Here is a 16,172-nt window from a genome sequence, read left to right on the forward strand (position 1 = left end):
TGCCATGATCGGGGCGTGAGCGACGAGCAGGTCCGGCGCTGGGTGCTCCACGTCGACCTCGACATGTTCCTGGCGGCCGTGGAGGTCCTGCGCCGGCCCGAGCTGGCCGGCCTGCCGGTGGTCGTGGGTGGCCGCGGCGTCGTGACCGAGCGCGCCGTGGTCTCCACCGCCTCCTACGAGGCGCGGGAGCTCGGCATCCGCTCGGGCATGCCGTTGCGCACCGCCCACAAGAAGTGCCCGGACGCGGTCTTCCTCCCCGTCGACTTCCCGGTCTACGAGGAGGCCTCGACCCGGGTGATGGCCGCGCTGCGGTCGCTGGAGTGGGGCGGGGTGCCGGTGGTCCTCGAGGTCCTCGGCTGGGACGAGGCCTTCCTCGGCGCGGGCGACGGTCACGGTGACCTCGGTGACGAGGCGGCGGTGCGGGGCTTCGCCGACCACGTGCGGGCGGCGGTGCTCGCGGCGACCCGGCTCCACTGCTCGGTCGGCGTCGGCAACAACAAGCTCCAGGCCAAGATCGCCACCGACTTCGGCAAGCCGCGCGGGGTCTACGCGATCACCGACGACCGGTGGTACGACGAGATGGGCGACCGGCCGGTCCGGGCGCTGTGGGGCGTCGGGGCGAAGATCGCCGGTCGGCTCGGCGCGCTCGGCATCACGACGGTGCGCGAGCTGGCGGCCTCGCCGACCGAGGTCGTCGCGGGGGAGTTCGGGCCGACGATGGGACCGTGGTTCCACCGCCTCGGGCGCGGGGTCGACTCCAGCCCGGTCGATGCGACGCCGTGGGTGGCGCGGGCCCACGGCCACGAGGAGACCTTCCAGCGCGACCTCGAGTGGTCCGAGGTGCCCGACGCCGTGCGCCGGCTCACCGCCCGGGCGCTGGCGAGCATCGACGCCGAGGGGCGGCCGGCGATGCGGGTCCACCTCAAGGTCCGCTACCGCAACTTCTTCACCCTCACCCGGTCGCGCAAGCTGCCCGGGCCGAGCCGCGACCTGGTCGTGCTGGAGGAGGCGGCCGTGGCGCTGCTCGAGCGGGTGGAGCAGGACAAGCCGGTCCGGCTGCTCGGCGTACGGCTCGAGATGGTGCCGCCCGAGGGCGGCTATGAGCGGTAGTCCGCCAGCGAGCCCGTCAGCTCGTCGACCACCGACGCGACGACGGCGACGAGGTCACCGCCGCTCTCCGCGGCCACGCGGCGCTGGCGCTCGTAGGACGCGCCACGTCGCGGGATCTCCGCCACATCTCGCAGCTCGGCGGAGCAGCCGAGTCGCTTCGCGACCGGCTCGAGGTGGGTGAGGAGGTCGTCGAGGTCGTCGGTCACGAGCCGCTCGCGGTTGTCGGCGGCGACGATGATCTCCGCCTCGAGGCCGTAGCGGGCGGCGCGCCACTTGTTCTCCTGGACGTGCCAGGGCGGCAGCGTCGCCAGCGTCTCGCCCGCCGCGAGACGGTCGTCGAGGTCGACGACGAGGCAGTGCACCAGCGCCACGAGCGCCGCGAGCTCGCCGACGTCGGAGACGCCGTCGCACACCCGGTTCTCGATGGTGCCGAGGTGGGCCGAGGGCCGGATGTCCCACCGGATGTCGGACTGGCCCTCGACGACCCCGGTGACGGTGGAGTCGTCGCAGAACGACTCGTACTCCGCCCACGTGCCGAACTGGAACGGCAGCCCGGCCGTCGGCAGCTGCTGGAACATCAGTGCCCGGTTGGAGGCGTAGCCGGTGTCGGTGCCCGCCCACACCGGCGACGAGGCCGACAGCGCCTGCAGGTGGGGGAAGGTGTTGAGCAGCGAGGACAGCACCGGCATCACCCGGTCGACGGCCGGCATCCCGACGTGGACGTGGACGCCCCAGATCAGCATCTGTCGCCCCCACCACTGGGTGCGGTTGATCAGCTCCTCGTAGCGGTGGCCCGGCGTGACGTGCTGCTCCGACCACGCGGCAAACGGATGGGCGCCGGCGCCGAAGAGGTCGACACCGAGGTCGGCAGCCGCCGGCAGCACCACGCCGAGGGTCTCGCGCAGGTCGTCGACGGCCTCGCCGACGGTGTCGCAGACGCCGGTGACGACCTCGACGGTGTTGCGCAGCAGCTCGCGGTGGAGCATGCCGTCGCGGACCCGGCCGGCGGTGGCGTCGAAGAGCGCGTCGGCGCAGTTGGCGAGGTCGCGGGTGTCACGGTCGACCAGGGCGAACTCCCACTCCACGCCCAGGGTCGGCCGCGGCGACCCGCGGAACTCGATGTGCACGCGCTCAGTCTGCGGTGAGCCGGGTCAGCCACGGAAGGTGGGTCTCACCGTCGAACGGCGCCTCACCCCTCCGGACCGCCCGCTCCACGGCCTCGCACGAGCCGACGGCCGAGACCGTGACGATCTCCGGGTAGGACCACTGCTCACGGTGCTCGGCGAACTCGTCCTCGTCGTCGACCCACACCCGACCCGTGAGGCCCTGCACCACGTCGAGGTCGAGGTCGACGTACTGCAGCGTCGTGAAGCGCCACCGCGGCGGGCTGGTGATGTCGACGTAGGTGCGGACCTGCCCGTCCGGTGCGTGGAACGTCGCCAGCCAGCCGCGCTCGGCGAGGTCCTCGGCGGGGACGAGTGTCACCTGGGCGTAGGGCGCGACGAAGTCGGCACCCGGTCGGGCGAACCGGGTGCCGGGCCGGCAGCCGATCCAGTCGCCGTGGTCGTCCGCGCCGAGGTAGGTCGCGTCGAACTCCCAGTGGGGCCGGTCGCGCCACTTGGTCCCCACGCAGCGCACCGGCGTCCCCGGCTCGAACCTCATGACAGGATCAGACCATGTCCAGGGCCTCCCAGCCGCTCGACCGGCTGTGGTCGCGCGGCAGCGTGTCGGTGCGGGCACGGGTCGCCCGGACCCGGTCGAAGTCGTGGCAGATCGCGCAGTGCGCGATCGCCGGCGGCGTCGCCTACTTCATCGCCTCGCAGCTGCTCGGCCACCCGACCCCGTTCTTCGCCCCGATCGCGGCCGTGGTCAGCCTCGGCACCTCCTACGGCCAGCGCCTGCGGCGGGTCGCCGAGGTCACGCTCGGGGTCGCCACCGGCGTCCTCGTCGCCGACCTGCTGACGATGGGGATCGGGACCGGCTGGTGGCAGCTGATGCTGATCATCGCCCTGGCCATGACGGCGGCCTTCCTGCTCGACGGCGGACAGCTGTTCGTCACCCAGGCCGCCGTCCAGTCGATCGTCGTCTCCACCCTGCTCCCCGACCCCGACCAGGGCCTGGTGCGCTGGACCGACGCCCTGGTCGGGGGAGCGGTGGCGCTCGTCGCCGCCACGGTGGTCCCCGCGGCGCCGCTGCGTCGACCACGCGAGCAGGCCGCGCTGGTCCTCGACAAGGTGGCGGCGCTGCTCCGCGCGGCCGGGGAGGTGATGGTCGACGGCGAGGTCGAGCCGGCCCTCGACCTGCTCGCCGACGCCCGGGCCACCGACACCCTGATCCGGGAGCTGCAGCTCGCGGCAGACGAGGGGCTCGCGGTCGTCGCCAGCTCCCCGTTCCGCGTGCGGCACCGGCCCGGCGTACGCCGCATGGCCGAGCTCGTCGACCCGCTCGACCGGGCGCTGCGCTCGACGCGGGTCATGGTGCGCCACGTGGCCGTCGCGGCCTACCACCGGCGACCGATCCCCACGGCCTACTCAGGGATCGCGACCGACCTCGCGACCGCGGTCGACGAGGTCGCCGCCGAGCTGCGGGAGAACCGGATGGCCGTCGCCGCCCAGCCGGCCCTGCTCGCCGTCGGTCACGCGACCGGGCAGGTGGAGCGCTCGGACGTGCTGTCGGCAGAGGTGGTGCTGGCCCAGCTCCGCGGCATCGTCGCCGACCTGCTGCTGCTCACCGGGATGGACCCGCTCGAGGCCTCGGACGCGCTCCCGCCCCCGCCCGGCTGAGCCTCAGAGGGGGCGGGCGGGCAGCATCCGGCCCGTGGCCCTCGCGACGACGTCCTGGTAGCGCGAGCCGGTGAGCTTGGCGAGGTGGTGGAGCGCGTGGGCGTCGAGCCCGACCAGGCAGCGGGCCTGGTCCTTCAGCACGGCCCGGACGATCACCTGCGCGGCCCGCTCGGGCGTCATCCTGGCGAGCTTCTTGTCGAAGAGCGCGGCCGTCGCGCCCTGGTCGACCGAGTCCGAGGCCCGGGCGTTGCGGGCGATCGCGGTCTTGATGCCTCCCGGGTGGACCACGGTGACCCCGACGGGATGGCCGGTCACCAGCATCTCCTCGCGCAGCGCCTCAGAGAAGCCGCGGACGGCGTACTTCGTCGCGTTGTACATGCTCTGGCCGGGGACCGAGATCAGCCCGAAGAGGGACGAGATGTTGACGACGTGGCCGTCACCGGAGGCGACCAGGTGGGGCAGGAACTCCTTGGTGCCGTGGACGACGCCCCAGAAGTTGATGTCGACGATCCAGTCCATGTCGTCGTAGGTGAGCTCCTCGACGTCACCGGTGAGCGCGACGCCGGCGTTGTTGACGACGACGTTGACGCGGCCGAAGTGGTCGACCACCTCGGCGGCGTACGCCGTGAACGCGGCGCGGTCGCTGACGTCGAGCCGGGACGCGTGGATCTCGCGGGCTCCGACGTTCTTGGCCAGGTCGACCGTCTCGGCCAGCCCGGTCTCGTCGACGTCGGAGAGCGCGAGCAGGGAGCCGCGGGCGGCGCAGTCGAGGGCGAGCGCGCGGCCGATGCCCGAGCCGGCGCCGGTGATCACCACGACCTTGTCGTCGAACGTCTTCATGCGGAGATCCCTTCAGGAGCGGGGCGGGTGGCCGTCACGTCGTAGGCGGCCGGGTCGAACCGGGCGAGCAGCTGGCGGAAGGTCCAGGTGCTGCGCGGCCAGAGCGTCGTGTTGCGGCCGCGGTCGTCGAGATACCAGCTGGCGCAGCCGCCGGTGCTCCAGACCGTGCGCTGCATCCGCCGGTGGAGGTCGTCGTTCCAGGCGTCCTGCTCGTCCTGCCGCGGCTCGACCGTGGCGTAGCCGTGGAGGTCCATGGTCCGCAGCGCGTCGACGACGTAGCCGACCTGGGCCTCGATCATCAGCACCATGCTCGAGTGGCCGAGGCCGGTGTTGGGCCCGACGACCTGGAAGTAGTTGGGGAAGCCGTGGACGGTCGTGCCCTTGTAGGCCTGCATGCCGGTGTCGGCCCAGGTCTCGGCGAGCGAGCGGCCGTCGCGCCCGACGACGTGGTGGGCGATCGGCTGGTCGGTCGTGTGGAAGCCGGTGGCCACGACCAGGACGTCGACCTCGCGCTCGACCCCGTCGGCGGTGATGACGGAGTGGCCGGTGACCTTCTGGATCGGGTCGGTCACCAGCTCGACGTGGTCCTGGGTGAGCGCGGGGTAGTAGGTGTTGGAGATCAGGATCCGCTTGCAGCCGATCTCGAAGTCGGGGGTCAGCCGCGCCCGCAGCCCGGGGTCGGTCACGGCCTTCTCGAGGTTGCGCAGCGCCAGCTTCTTGGCGGGGAGCGCCAGCTTCGGCTGCCAGGTGAAGCCGGGGACGTAGGCCTCGCGGGCCCAGTAGATCGACTCGCGCATCAACCGTTGGAGGCCGGGCACGTGGCGGAAGGCGAGCCGCTCGGCGCGCGAGTAGCGGCGGTCGTTGCGGGGGAGGACGTAGGGAGCGGTCCGCTGGTAGAGGTCGAGCCGGCCGACCACCTTGGCGATCTCGGGGACGATCTGGATCGCGGAGGCACCGGTGCCGATCACGGCGACCCGCTTCCCGGTCAGGTCGACGTCGTGGTTCCAGCGGGCGGAGTGGAAGACCTCGCCCTGGAAGCCCTCGATGCCGGCGATGTCGGGGAGCCGCGGCTCGACGAGCGCGCCGGCGCCGCTGATCAGCGTGCGCGCGGCCCACGACCCGCGGTCGGTGTCGACGAGCCAGCGCTGCGACTCCTCGTCCCAACGGGCCTCCTCGACGGTGGTGCCGAAGCGGAACCGGTCGAGGACCCCGCGCTCGCGGGCGACCCGGCCGAGGTAGGCCTGGATCTCCGGCTGCGGGGAGAACGACATGGACCAGTCGGGGTTGAGCGCGAAGGAGAAGGAGTAGAGCTGGCTCGGCACGTCGCAGGCGGCGCCCGGGTAGGTGTTGTCACGCCAGGTCCCGCCGACGTCGTCGCCCCGCTCGAGCACGACGTAGTCGCCCTCGCCGGCCTCCCGGAGCTTGATCGCGGCACACAGGCCGGCGAAGCCGGCACCGATGACGAGGTGGTCCACCTGCTGTCGGGTCATGCCTGCGACCGTACTGGCGTTATTGAACGAACGTCAATAAGGTGTCCGGGTGAGCCAGCCCACGAGCCCCCGCACCCGGCTGCGGCCCGACCAGCGGCGCGCCCAGCTGCTCGACCTCGGCGTCGGCCTGCTCGCGACCCGGTCGCTCGACGAGCTCACCATCGACCTGCTCGCCGAGGAGGCGGGCATCTCCCGCGGCCTGCTCTACCACTACTTCGGCAACAAGCACGCCTTCCACGAGGCCGTCGTACGCCGCGCGGTCGACGACCTCGTCGAGCAGACGGCGCCGCCCGCCGGCGGTGAGCCGCTCGACCGGCTGCTCGCCTCGATGTCGGCCTACGTCGACTACGTCGCGGCCAACCACGAGGGCTACACCTCGATCCTCAAGGCCGCCCAGGGCGGCAACGAGGCGTTGCGCGGGCTCTACGACGAGGCGCTCGCCTCGCTCACCGACCGGATCTTCACCGAGGACGCACAGGGTGAGCTGATCGCCGACACCCCCGCGGCCCGGATGGTGGTGCGGGCGTGGGCGGCGATGGTCGAGCAGCTCGTGCTCGGCTGGGTCGAGGACCCCACCACCATGACCCGCGACCAGCTCCTCGCCACCGTCACCGGGTCGCTGCCCGCCGTGGTCAGCCTCGGCTGAGGTCGACCCGGACGACGGTGTCGCCCGGCCGCGAGGCCAGCGAGACCCGGCCGCCGTGGGCGGTGACGATCGCCTGCACGAGGGCGAGGCCGAGCCCGGCGCTGCTGCCGGCCTCCCGGGTGCGGGCCGCGTCGCCGCGGGTGAACCGCTCGAAGGCGTGCTCCACCAGCTCCGGCGGAAACCCCGGACCGTCGTCGCGCACCGAGAAGCCCCGGGCGTCGCCGGAGACCGTCACCGTCGTGCCGGGCGGGGTGTACTTGCGGGCGTTGGTCAGCAGGTTCGTCACGACCTGGTGCAGCCGCTGCCCGTCGCCGGTGGTCTCGATCGGCTCGTCGGGGAGCTCGATCCGCCAGTGGTGGTCGGGCGCCACCACCCGCGCGTCGGTGACGGCCTCGAGGAGCAGCATCGTGAGGTCGACCGGCTCGTGCTCGAGCGGACGGCCTGCGTCGAGCCGCGCGAGCAGGAGCAGGTCCTCGACCAGGGCGCTCATCCGCACCGCCTCGACCCCGACCTTCGACACCGCCTGCCGGACGGCGGCGACGTCGTCGGGACGGCGCTCGGCCAGCTCGGCATAGCCCTGGATCGTGGCCAGCGGCGTGCGGAGCTCGTGGGAGGCGTCGGCGACGAACTGCCGCACCTGCTGCTCCGAGCGGTGGCGCGCCTCGAGCGAGGTCTCGACGTGGTCGAGCAGGGTGTTGAGGGCAGCCCCCACCTGGCCGACCTCGGTGTGCTCGTCGGTCAGCCGCTCGGGGACACGCTCGTGGACCGCGACGTCGCCGGTGGCCAGCGGCAGCTCCGAGACGCGGTGGGCGGTGCCGGCCACGTCGCGCAGCGGGCGCAGCTGGCGACGTACGAGCAGCGTTCCGCCCACGGCTGCGGCGGCCACGCCGAGCAGGCTGAGCAGGAGCTCGGCCGTGAGCAGCCGGCCGAGGATCGCCTCCACGTCGTCGGTGGGGAGTCCACCCACGAGGACGGCGCCGTCGCGGCTGACGGCGAGCACGCGGTATTCACCCAGGCCGGCCAGGTGGACGTCGTGGCTCTCGCCGTCGGTGGGGACGTCGGCCAGCTCGGCGAGCACGTCGTCGCCGAGCGCGGTGCGGTCGCCGTAGCCGTCGGAGCCGGTGGTGAGGACCTCGCCGCTGCGCAGGCCGCCGTCGAGGTAGGCGGTGAGCGTCCCGATGCCCTGGCCGTCGCCGTCGCGGTCGTGACCGCCGGGCCGGTCGTCGGCGTCCGGCGGGGTGCCGGGGCCGAACCCGGCCTGGGGGCCGTAGGCGCGGCCCAGCGAGGCGCGTACGTCGCGATCGAGCCGGTCGCCGAGGTAGCGGCTCATGGCCAGCGTGGCGACCGTCGAGACCAGCAGGGCCACCACGGCCACCAGCACCACCGTCGTGAGCACGAGCCGACCGCTGAGGGTGCGGGGCAACAGCCTCATGACGCCGGCTTCAGGACGTAGCCGGCACCTCGCATGGTGTGGATCATCGGCTCGCGGCCGGCGTCGACCTTCTTGCGGAGGTAGGAGATGTAGAGCTCGACCACGTTGGCCTGGCCGCCGAAGTCGTAGTGCCAGACCCGGTCGAGGATCTGGGCCTTGCTCATGACCCGGCGCGGGTTGCGCATCAGGAACCGCAGCAGCTCGAACTCGGTGGCGGTCAGCGCGATCTCGTCCCCGTCGCGGAACACCTCGTGGCTGTCCTCGTCGAGGGTGAGGTCGCCGACGGTCAGGACGGAGTGCTCGGTGGCGCGGCGGGCGCCGGTCCGGCGCATCAGGCCGCGCACGCGGGCGACGACCTCCTCGAGCGAGAAGGGCTTGGTGACGTAGTCGTCGCCGCCGGCCGTGAGGCCCGCGACCCGGTCCTCCACGGCGTCGCGGGCGGTGAGGAACAGCACCGGCACGTGGGGGTCGACGCTCCGCACCCGCCGCAGCACCTCGTGGCCGTCGAAGTCGGGCAGCATCACGTCGAGCACGATCGCGTCGGGTGAGACCTCGCGGGCCGCCGCCACCGCGCAGGCCCCGGTGTGGGCGGCGGTCACCTCCCAGCCCTCGTAGCGCAGCGCCATCGAGACCAGCTCGGCCAGGTTGACCTCGTCGTCGACGACCAGCACGCGCAACGGGGAGCCGTCGGGGCGCGTCAGGTCGGGGCTCGGTTCCATGGTGGCCACTCTGCCGCTCGTCGCTGTGGGTTTGCTGTGAACGCGCTGTTCAGGTCGTACGCCGAGGCGGGGCACAGGGCAGGCACAGGAACCGTCCGCACCATCGCCCCATGAGCACCGACGAGACCCAGCCCGTGAAGGGCACGCCCCACGACCCGCAGTCCGGTCAGCCCGACCAGTCCGACCAGCCGCAGCCCCCGCCCGTGCCGGAGGACGCCGCGGAGCGTGCCGAACCTGCCACCGGTCGCGGCCGCTTCGCCGGCCTGCGTGAGCGGGCCGGCGCCGTCCGGGGCGGCATGGTCGCCGCCGTCCTCGCCGGCGTGATCGTCGGCGGCGCCGGTGGCTTCGCAGTGGGCGCCCCGACGACCGACCACCACGGTCCCGGCGACCGGGGCCCGGAGATGATGGGGCGCCCCTTCGACCACGACGGCGACGGCGACGACCACGGCTTCCGCCCCGACGGTGCTCCCGGCCAGCTGCCGCCGACGACGGCGCCCGAGGAGGAGAGCGACCTGTCCAACAGCTGACCCCGCCGATCGACCCTGGACCCAACCGATCCCGCGCCCGCCCCGTCAGGGGGGTAGAACAGTGGCGAGACGAGGGGACACGGGGTGGACCGGGACGAGGAGTTCAGCGCCTACGTCGCACAGCGGCGGCCGCAGCTCTACCGGACGGCGGTGCTGCTGTGCGGTGACGCCCACCGGGCCGAGGACGTCGTGCAGACCGCGCTCGCCAAGCTCTACGCCGCCTGGCCGCGCGTACGGCGCGCCGACTCGGTGGACGCCTACGCGCGGCGGGCGGTCGTCAACACCCACCTCGACGAGACCCGGCGACCCTGGCGGCGCGAGCGGTCGTTCGCGACCGGCGACCTCGACCGCCGGGCACCCGCCGGCCTGGGGGTGGAGGAGACCGACGCCCTCTGGACCGCGTTGCGGGCCCTCCCGGCCGGGCAACGACGGGTCGTCGTGCTCCGTCACTACTGGGGCCTGTCCGTCGAGGAGACCGCCGCCGACCTCGGGATCAGCACCGGCACCGTGAAGAGCCAGACCAGTGACGCGCTCGCCCGGCTGCGGTCGACGCTGACGCTGGTCGACAACGGAGGAGAGCCGCGATGACCGCCACCGACCTCGAGCGCGAGCTCGCCCGCCTGGCCGACACCTTCGACCCGCCGGTCGTCCCCGTCTCCGCCGACCTCGCGCGCGGCCGGCGCCGGCTGCTGCGCACCCGGGCGACGGTCGTCGGTGCGGCGGCCGCCACCGCCGCCGTGCTGGCGAGCGCGACCCTGCTCGGCCAGGGCACCCCGCGGTCCGACCCGCAGCCGGTCGACCGGACGCCTGACCCCGATCGGACCACCGCGGCCACCGACCCGGTACGGGCGCTCCCGGACCTCGACCCGCGCAACGACAACGCCACACCCCTCTCACGCTGGAACGACCTGCTCGCCGAGCACCTCGACCCGCGTCGCGAGCACCTCCAGCCCTACACGCGAGGCACCGCCAACTCCCAGACGGGCGACGGTTATCTCGGCTCGAGGTTCACGTGGACCAACCCCGGTGAGGACGGGATGGGGATGCTGGTGGTCGGGGTCGCCCGGAGCCACCGAGCAGCGTGGGACTCGCCCTGCAAGACCGGGGCGTACGACGTCACGTGCCGCGACGCGCGCGGGCCGGACGGTGAGCCGGCACGGGTCGGGACCTCCGACTCGGTGACGACGGTCGAGGTCGAGCAGGCCGACGGCGACGTCGTGACCCTCACGCTCGACCTGCTCTTCGGCAACAACTCGCTGGTGCCGATCTCCGGGACCGACATCACCGTCGAGCAGCTGCTGGAGGCGGCCGCCGACGAGCGCCTCGACCTGCCGGAGCCACCGCCGGTCAGCTCGATCGACCCGGCCGAGTTCCAGGACGCCCTGGCCACCGTCGCGGGAGGAGGTCGGGAGCTGATGGGCTTCCCGGCCGGCGGGGCCTCCCTGTTCGAGGGCGGTGTCTTCGAGAAGCGCCGTCAGGTGGCCTCGGTGAACGCGGACGCCTTCCCCGTCAGCGCCGGATACGGCTTGCCGTCGGCCTGCCCGGAGAAGGTCTACCGCTCGTGCGGGCGGCGCGAGGTCGACGGCGTCCAGGTCTTCGTCGCCCGGGACCGCCAGCCCTACTTCCCCGGCACCGAGGTCGTCTTCGCCGGCACGGAGAACGTGGTGCGCGTCCAGTGGATGCGCTCGGGCGACGGGGGCGCCGACCCCGATCTCGACGAGCTGGTCGCGCTGGTGACAGACCCGCGCTGGCAGACGTAGCCTCGCGTGCGGTAGCCCCGGTCATCTCGGGAGCGGGGCGCTGTCTCTCGGGAGTCACACCGCATGCGTCGTACCGTCCTGCTCGCGATCGCGGGCCTCGTCCTCGCCCTGCTCGTCCCCGCGGTGACCACCGCCCCGGCCCAGGCGGCCAGCGCGTGGCCGGTCACGCAGTCGGGCCAGCCGCGCAACAACAACGCGATGTCGCTGCAACACCTGCTGACCGCACGCGGCTGGTCGACGACTGCTGACGGCGTCTTCGGCGCCGGCACGAAGTCGAACCTCCAGGCCTTCCAGTCCTCCCAGGGGCTCACCGCCGACGGCATCGCCGGGTCGGGCACGTGGCCGCGGCTGGTCGTCCAGGTCAGCCAGGGCTCCGCCAACACCAACGCAGTGAAGGCGGCGCAGACCCAGCTCAACAAGTACGGCGCCAACCTCGTCGTCGACGGCATCTTCGGCTCGGGCACCCGCGCCTCCGTCGTCTCCTTCCAGGCCAACCGGGGCCTGTCCCAGACCGGCACCGTCGACCTCGCGACCTGGCAGGAGCTGCTCGGCTGGAGCCAGACCTACGACCAGTCGCTGTGCTACTCCACCGGCGGCAGCTCGACCTCGAGCCTGACCACGGCCCAGCTCGCCAACGTGAACACGATCACCGACGCGACCCAGGCCGCCGGCGGCAACCGCAACGTCCAGATCATCGCGCTGATGACCGCGATGCAGGAGTCGAAGTACTGCAACATCCAGTTCGGCGACCGCGACTCGCTCGGCCTCTTCCAGCAGCGCCCCAGCCAGGGCTGGTGCCCCGGCTCCGTCGCCTGCGTCAACCCGACGCAGTCGACCCAGGGCTTCCTCGGCGTCTCGAGCGCGACCAGCAACCCGGGCCTCTTCGACATCAGCGGCTGGGAGTCGATGGAGAAGACGCTGGCCGCCGACCGGGTCCAGCGCTCGTGCTGCCCCAACGCCTACGCCCAGTGGGAGCCGATGGCGACGTCCCTGGTGAACACCTACGGGGGCTAGAAAACCGCTTCCCCCCGTGGGGGAGAATCGGGCGCGTTGTGGACATCACCTACCCGCCCGAGCTCCCGGTCAGCCAGCGTCGCGACGACATCGCCGCGGCGATCCGTGACCACCAGGTCGTCATCGTCGCCGGCGAGACCGGTTCGGGGAAGACGACCCAGCTGCCGAAGATCTGCCTCGAGCTCGGCCGGGGCAGTGACGGCAAGCTGATCGGCCACACCCAGCCGCGCCGGATCGCGGCGCGCTCCGTCGCCGAGCGGATCGCCAGCGAGCTGAGGACCGAGCTCGGCGAGCTGGTGGGCTACCAGGTCCGCTTCACCGACCAGACCTCACGGGCCGGCCGGGTCAAGCTGATGACCGACGGCATCCTGCTCGCCGAGCTCCAGCGCGACCGCCAGCTGCGGAAGTACGACACGATCATCATCGACGAGGCCCACGAGCGCAGCCTCAACATCGACTTCCTGCTCGGCTACCTCAAGCGGCTGCTGCCGCGCCGGCCCGACCTCAAGGTCGTCATCACCTCGGCGACCATCGACGTCGACCGCTTCGCCGCCCACTTCGACGCCCCGGTCGTCGAGGTCTCGGGCCGCACCTACCCCGTCGAGGTGCGCTACCGGCCGCTGCTGGAGCTCCCCGAGGACGACGAGGAGGGCGAGGCGATCCAGCGCGACCAGACCGAGGCGATCAAGGACGCGGTCAGGGAGCTCGCCGCCGAAGGCCCCGGCGACGTCCTCGTCTTCCTCCCCGGCGAGCGCGAGATCCGCGACACCGCCGACGAGCTCGCCGACCTGCCGCGCACCGAGATCGTGCCGCTCTACTCGAGGCTCTCGGCCGCGGAGCAGCACCGGGTCTTCAGCTCCCACCCCCAGTCCGTACGCCGCGTCGTGCTCGCCACCAACGTCGCCGAGACCTCGCTGACCGTGCCCGGCATCCGCTACGTCGTCGACACCGGTGTCGCCCGGATCAGCCGCTACTCCTCGCGCACCAAGGTCCAGCGGCTCCCGATCGAGGCGATCAGCCAGGCCTCGGCCAACCAGCGCTCCGGCCGCTGCGGCCGCGTCGAGGCCGGCATCGCGATCCGGCTCTACAGCGAGGAGGACTTCGACAAGCGGCCGGAGTTCACCGACCCGGAGATCCTGCGGACCAACCTCGCCAGCGTCATCCTCCAGATGACCTCGCTCGGCCTGGGCGACATCGCTCGCTTCCCGTTCGTCGAGCCGCCGGACCGCCGCAACGTCACAGCCGGCACCCAGCTGCTGGAGGAGCTCAACGCGCTGCGACCCGGGGATGGCCAGGACCGGCTGACCAAGGTCGGCCGGCGGCTCGCCCGGCTCCCGATCGACCCCCGGCTGGGCCGGATGATCCTCGAGGCCGAGCGGCTCGGCTGCCTGCGCGAGGTGCTGGTGATCGCGGCGGCGCTGTCGCTGCAGGACCCGCGGGAGCGACCGGTCGAGCAGCGGGCGCAGGCCGACCAGCTCCACGCGCGCTTCAGGGACGAGTCGTCGGACTTCCTGACCTGGCTCAACCTCTGGCGTCACCTCCGCCAGCAGCAGCGCGAGCTGTCCGGGTCGGCCTTCCGGCGGATGTGCAAGCGCGAGTTCCTCAACTACCTGCGGGTGCGCGAGTGGCAGGACTTCGAGTCCCAGCTGCGGCGCGTCTGCAAGGAGATGCGGATCGAGGTCGGCCACCCCGCGGACACTCCCGACTCTGATGCGATCCACCAGGCGCTGCTCTCCGGCCTGCTGTCCCACGTCGGCCTGCTCGAGGAGCGCGACCGGAAGGAAAGAGGGCCGCGGGAGTACCTCGGGGCCCGGGGCACGCGGTTCGCGATCTTCCCCGGCAGCGGGCTGAAGGGGAAGAACCCCCAGTTCCTCGTTGCCGGCGAGCTCGTCGAGACCGGTCGGCTCTGGGCCCGCCAGAACGCGGCGATCCGGCCGGAGTGGGCCGAGCGGATCGGCGCCCACCTCGTGAAGCGCACCCACTCCGAGCCCCACTGGTCGAAGAAGCGGGCCGCCGTCATGGCGCAGGAACGGGTCACGCTCTACGGCGTGCCGCTGGTCGCCGACCGCACCGTGCAGTACGGCCGGATCGACCCGGCGCTCTCCCGCGAGCTCTTCATCCGGCATGCGCTCGTCTACGGCGAGTGGCACACCCGTCAGCGCTTCATGGCCGAGAACCGGCGGCTGCTCGAGGAGGCCGAGGAGCTCGAGCACCGCGCGCGCCGGCGCGACCTCGTCGTCGACGAGCACACGCTCTTCGACTTCTACGACGCCCGGATCCCCGAGGACGTCGTCAGCGGCGCCCACTTCGACCAGTGGTGGAAGACCGAGCGACGGCGGCGGCCCGACCTCCTCACCTTCGATCCCGCGATGCTGACCCACGACACCGCCGACGAGGTCGTGGCGTCGGACTACCCGCAGCAGTGGCTCGCCGAGTCGGGGGACGCGGGGCTCTCGTTCAACCTGAGCTATCACTTCGAGCCGGGCGCGGCCGACGACGGAGTGACCGTCGACGTCCCGGTCGCCACCCTCAACCGGGTCACCGCCGACGACTTCTCCTGGCACGTCCCGGGGCTGCGCGAGGAGCTGGTGGCCTCGCTGATCCGCAGCCTGCCCAAGAACCTGCGGGTCTCCTTCGTCCCGGCGCCGAACACGGCGCGCGAGTTCCTGGCCGCCGTCCCGCCGGGGGAGGAGCCGCTGCTCGAGGCGCTGGAGCGCTACCTCCGGGCGACGACCGGCGTCCACGTCCCGCGCGATGCGTGGGACTGGTCGAAGGTCGCCGACCACCTCCGCCCGACCTTCCGCGTCGTCGGCGAGGACGGCGGTGAGCAGGCGCGGGGCAAGGACCTCGAGGCGCTCAAGGAGCCGCTGCGCCCGCAGTTCGCGGCCGCGGTCGCCGAGGTCGCGGCCGACACCACGACGACCGGGCAGACGTCGTGGACCTTCGGCGAGCTGCCGGTCGAGCAGACCTGGACCCGGGCCGGTCATGACGTCCGCGGGTTCCCGGCGCTCGACGACGAGGGCTCCTCGGTGGGCCTGACCGTCTGCGGCTCGGCGGCCGAGGCGGACGCCCGCCACCGGCTGGGGGTCGCCCGGCTGCTGCTCATCGCCCTGCCGGAGCCCGACCTGCTCGCCGGTCTCGACAACGCCGGCAAGCTCGCGCTCGCCGGCTCGCCCTACCCGACCGTCGCCGAGCTGGTCGAGGACTGCCGCCGGGCCGTCGTCCTCGACGCCGTCGACGCCGCGAAGCCCGCCCGCGACGAAGCGGCGTACGACGCGCTCCTGGTCGACCTGCGCCGTGACCTCGAGCCCCGGATGCGCGACCTGCTGGCCCGGGTCACGACCGTGCTGGGTCGCTGGCGCGAGGTCGACCGGACCCTCTCCGGGCGGGCCGAGCTCGCGACGCTGCCGTCGATGACCGACATGCGCGACCAGCTCGCGCGTCTGGTCCACCGCGGCTTCGTCTCCGAGGCCGGTGCGGCCCAGCTGCAGCGCTATCCGACGTGGCTCTCCGCGATCTCCCAGCGTCGCGCCCGCCTCGACGAGCAGCCCGGCCGCGACCGCGAGCAGCTGGCCCGGATCGCCGAGCTCCAGGCCGGCTACCTCCACGCCGTCGAGGCGCTGCCCGCCGGACGGCCGCCGTCGGCGGCGCTGCGGGAGGTGCGGTGGCTGCTGGAGGAGTATCGGGTCTCGCTCTGGGCCCAGCAGCTCGGCACCCCGCGGCCGGTCAGCGACCAGCGGATCCGGAAGGCCCTCGCCGCCGCCTCGTCGTGAGGCTCGTGCAGCCCCGGATGGGCGTCGTACCCGACCTGAGCGTCGTCGATCGGCGGATCCTCGACGCTCAGGTCGGGT

General features: G+C 72.9%; 14 protein-coding genes. 8 read left to right on the forward strand and 6 right to left on the reverse strand.

The features are described 5' to 3' along the window. The first annotated feature begins 15 nt into the window (after positions 1–15). Entirely contained in the window at positions 16–1,110 is a 1,095-nt protein-coding gene (locus tag ABD091_RS13720) for a DNA polymerase IV (RefSeq protein ID WP_343919346.1), read from the forward strand. Here ABD091_RS13720 and ABD091_RS13725 read toward each other — a convergent pair. Together ABD091_RS13725 and ABD091_RS13730 are read right to left on the reverse strand one after the other, a co-directional pair. Beyond that, positions 1,098–2,237 carry a glutamate--cysteine ligase gene (locus ABD091_RS13725; RefSeq protein ID WP_343919348.1) on the reverse strand — a complete coding sequence of 380 codons (1,140 nt, stop codon included), beginning with the start codon at positions 2,235–2,237 and terminating at the stop codon, positions 1,098–1,100. The two genes, ABD091_RS13720 and ABD091_RS13725, sit on opposite strands and share 13 nt — an antisense overlap. A 4-nt stretch (positions 2,238–2,241) precedes the next feature. Continuing rightward, positions 2,242–2,772, reverse strand: coding sequence for a DUF402 domain-containing protein (locus tag ABD091_RS13730; RefSeq protein ID WP_343919350.1), 531 nt, complete (start codon positions 2,770–2,772; stop codon positions 2,242–2,244). 14 nt (positions 2,773–2,786) lie between these two features. Between ABD091_RS13730 and ABD091_RS13735 the strand changes: the two genes are divergently transcribed. Next, the gene (locus ABD091_RS13735; RefSeq protein WP_343919352.1) at positions 2,787–3,893 is read left to right on the forward strand and encodes an FUSC family protein; all 1,107 of its coding nucleotides are present in this window, start codon (positions 2,787–2,789) and stop codon (positions 3,891–3,893) included. A 3-nt stretch (positions 3,894–3,896) separates the two neighbouring features. Here the strand turns inward: ABD091_RS13735 and ABD091_RS13740 are convergent, their stop codons facing one another. Continuing rightward, positions 3,897–4,733 (reverse strand): SDR family NAD(P)-dependent oxidoreductase, encoded by an 837-nt coding sequence (locus ABD091_RS13740; protein ID WP_343919354.1) that lies wholly within the window; start codon positions 4,731–4,733, stop codon positions 3,897–3,899. Then, complete coding sequence (locus tag ABD091_RS13745; protein ID WP_343919356.1) at positions 4,730–6,223, reverse strand: flavin-containing monooxygenase; 1,494 nt, start codon at positions 6,221–6,223, stop codon at positions 4,730–4,732. Before ABD091_RS13745 ends, ABD091_RS13740 begins: the two co-directional genes overlap by 4 nt. Before the next feature lie 49 nt (positions 6,224–6,272). Between ABD091_RS13745 and ABD091_RS13750 the strand changes: the two genes are divergently transcribed. Continuing rightward, a complete protein-coding gene (locus tag ABD091_RS13750; RefSeq protein WP_343919359.1) occupies positions 6,273–6,869 on the forward strand; it encodes a TetR/AcrR family transcriptional regulator in 597 nt (198 codons plus the stop codon). On the opposite strand, the gene ABD091_RS13755 is transcribed toward ABD091_RS13750, so the two are convergent. Both ABD091_RS13755 and ABD091_RS13760 read right to left on the reverse strand, forming a co-directional pair. Further along, positions 6,856–8,301, reverse strand: coding sequence for a sensor histidine kinase (locus tag ABD091_RS13755; RefSeq protein ID WP_343919361.1), 1,446 nt, complete (start codon positions 8,299–8,301; stop codon positions 6,856–6,858). The genes ABD091_RS13750 and ABD091_RS13755 overlap by 14 nt on opposite strands. Next, on the reverse strand, positions 8,298–9,020 hold the full coding sequence (locus tag ABD091_RS13760; RefSeq protein WP_343919363.1) for a response regulator transcription factor: 723 nt from the start codon (positions 9,018–9,020) through the stop codon (positions 8,298–8,300). Before ABD091_RS13760 ends, ABD091_RS13755 begins: the two co-directional genes overlap by 4 nt. A gap of 110 nt (positions 9,021–9,130) precedes the next feature. Between ABD091_RS13760 and ABD091_RS13765 the strand changes: the two genes are divergently transcribed. The 5 genes from ABD091_RS13765 (at position 9,131) to hrpA (ending at position 16,094) form a co-directional block, all read left to right on the forward strand. Then, positions 9,131–9,547, forward strand: a complete 417-nt coding sequence (locus tag ABD091_RS13765) for a hypothetical protein (RefSeq protein ID WP_343919365.1) — start codon at positions 9,131–9,133, stop codon at positions 9,545–9,547. An 84-nt stretch (positions 9,548–9,631) separates the two neighbouring features. After that, positions 9,632–10,135, forward strand: a complete 504-nt coding sequence (locus tag ABD091_RS13770) for a SigE family RNA polymerase sigma factor (protein WP_343919367.1) — start codon at positions 9,632–9,634, stop codon at positions 10,133–10,135. Further along, on the forward strand, positions 10,132–11,307 hold the full coding sequence (locus ABD091_RS13775; RefSeq protein ID WP_343919370.1) for a hypothetical protein: 1,176 nt from the start codon (positions 10,132–10,134) through the stop codon (positions 11,305–11,307). The genes ABD091_RS13770 and ABD091_RS13775 overlap by 4 nt, the downstream gene beginning before the upstream one ends. A 63-nt stretch (positions 11,308–11,370) precedes the next feature. After that, the gene (locus ABD091_RS13780; RefSeq protein WP_343919372.1) at positions 11,371–12,321 is read left to right on the forward strand and encodes a peptidoglycan-binding domain-containing protein; all 951 of its coding nucleotides are present in this window, start codon (positions 11,371–11,373) and stop codon (positions 12,319–12,321) included. 38 nt (positions 12,322–12,359) lie between these two features. Beyond that, on the forward strand, positions 12,360–16,094 hold the full coding sequence (gene hrpA, locus ABD091_RS13785; protein WP_343919374.1) for an ATP-dependent RNA helicase HrpA: 3,735 nt from the start codon (positions 12,360–12,362) through the stop codon (positions 16,092–16,094). The last annotated feature ends 78 nt before the right edge of the window (positions 16,095–16,172 follow it).

The organism is Nocardioides aestuarii (assembly GCF_039527245.1).
Taxonomy (GTDB): domain Bacteria; phylum Actinomycetota; class Actinomycetes; order Propionibacteriales; family Nocardioidaceae; genus Nocardioides; species Nocardioides aestuarii.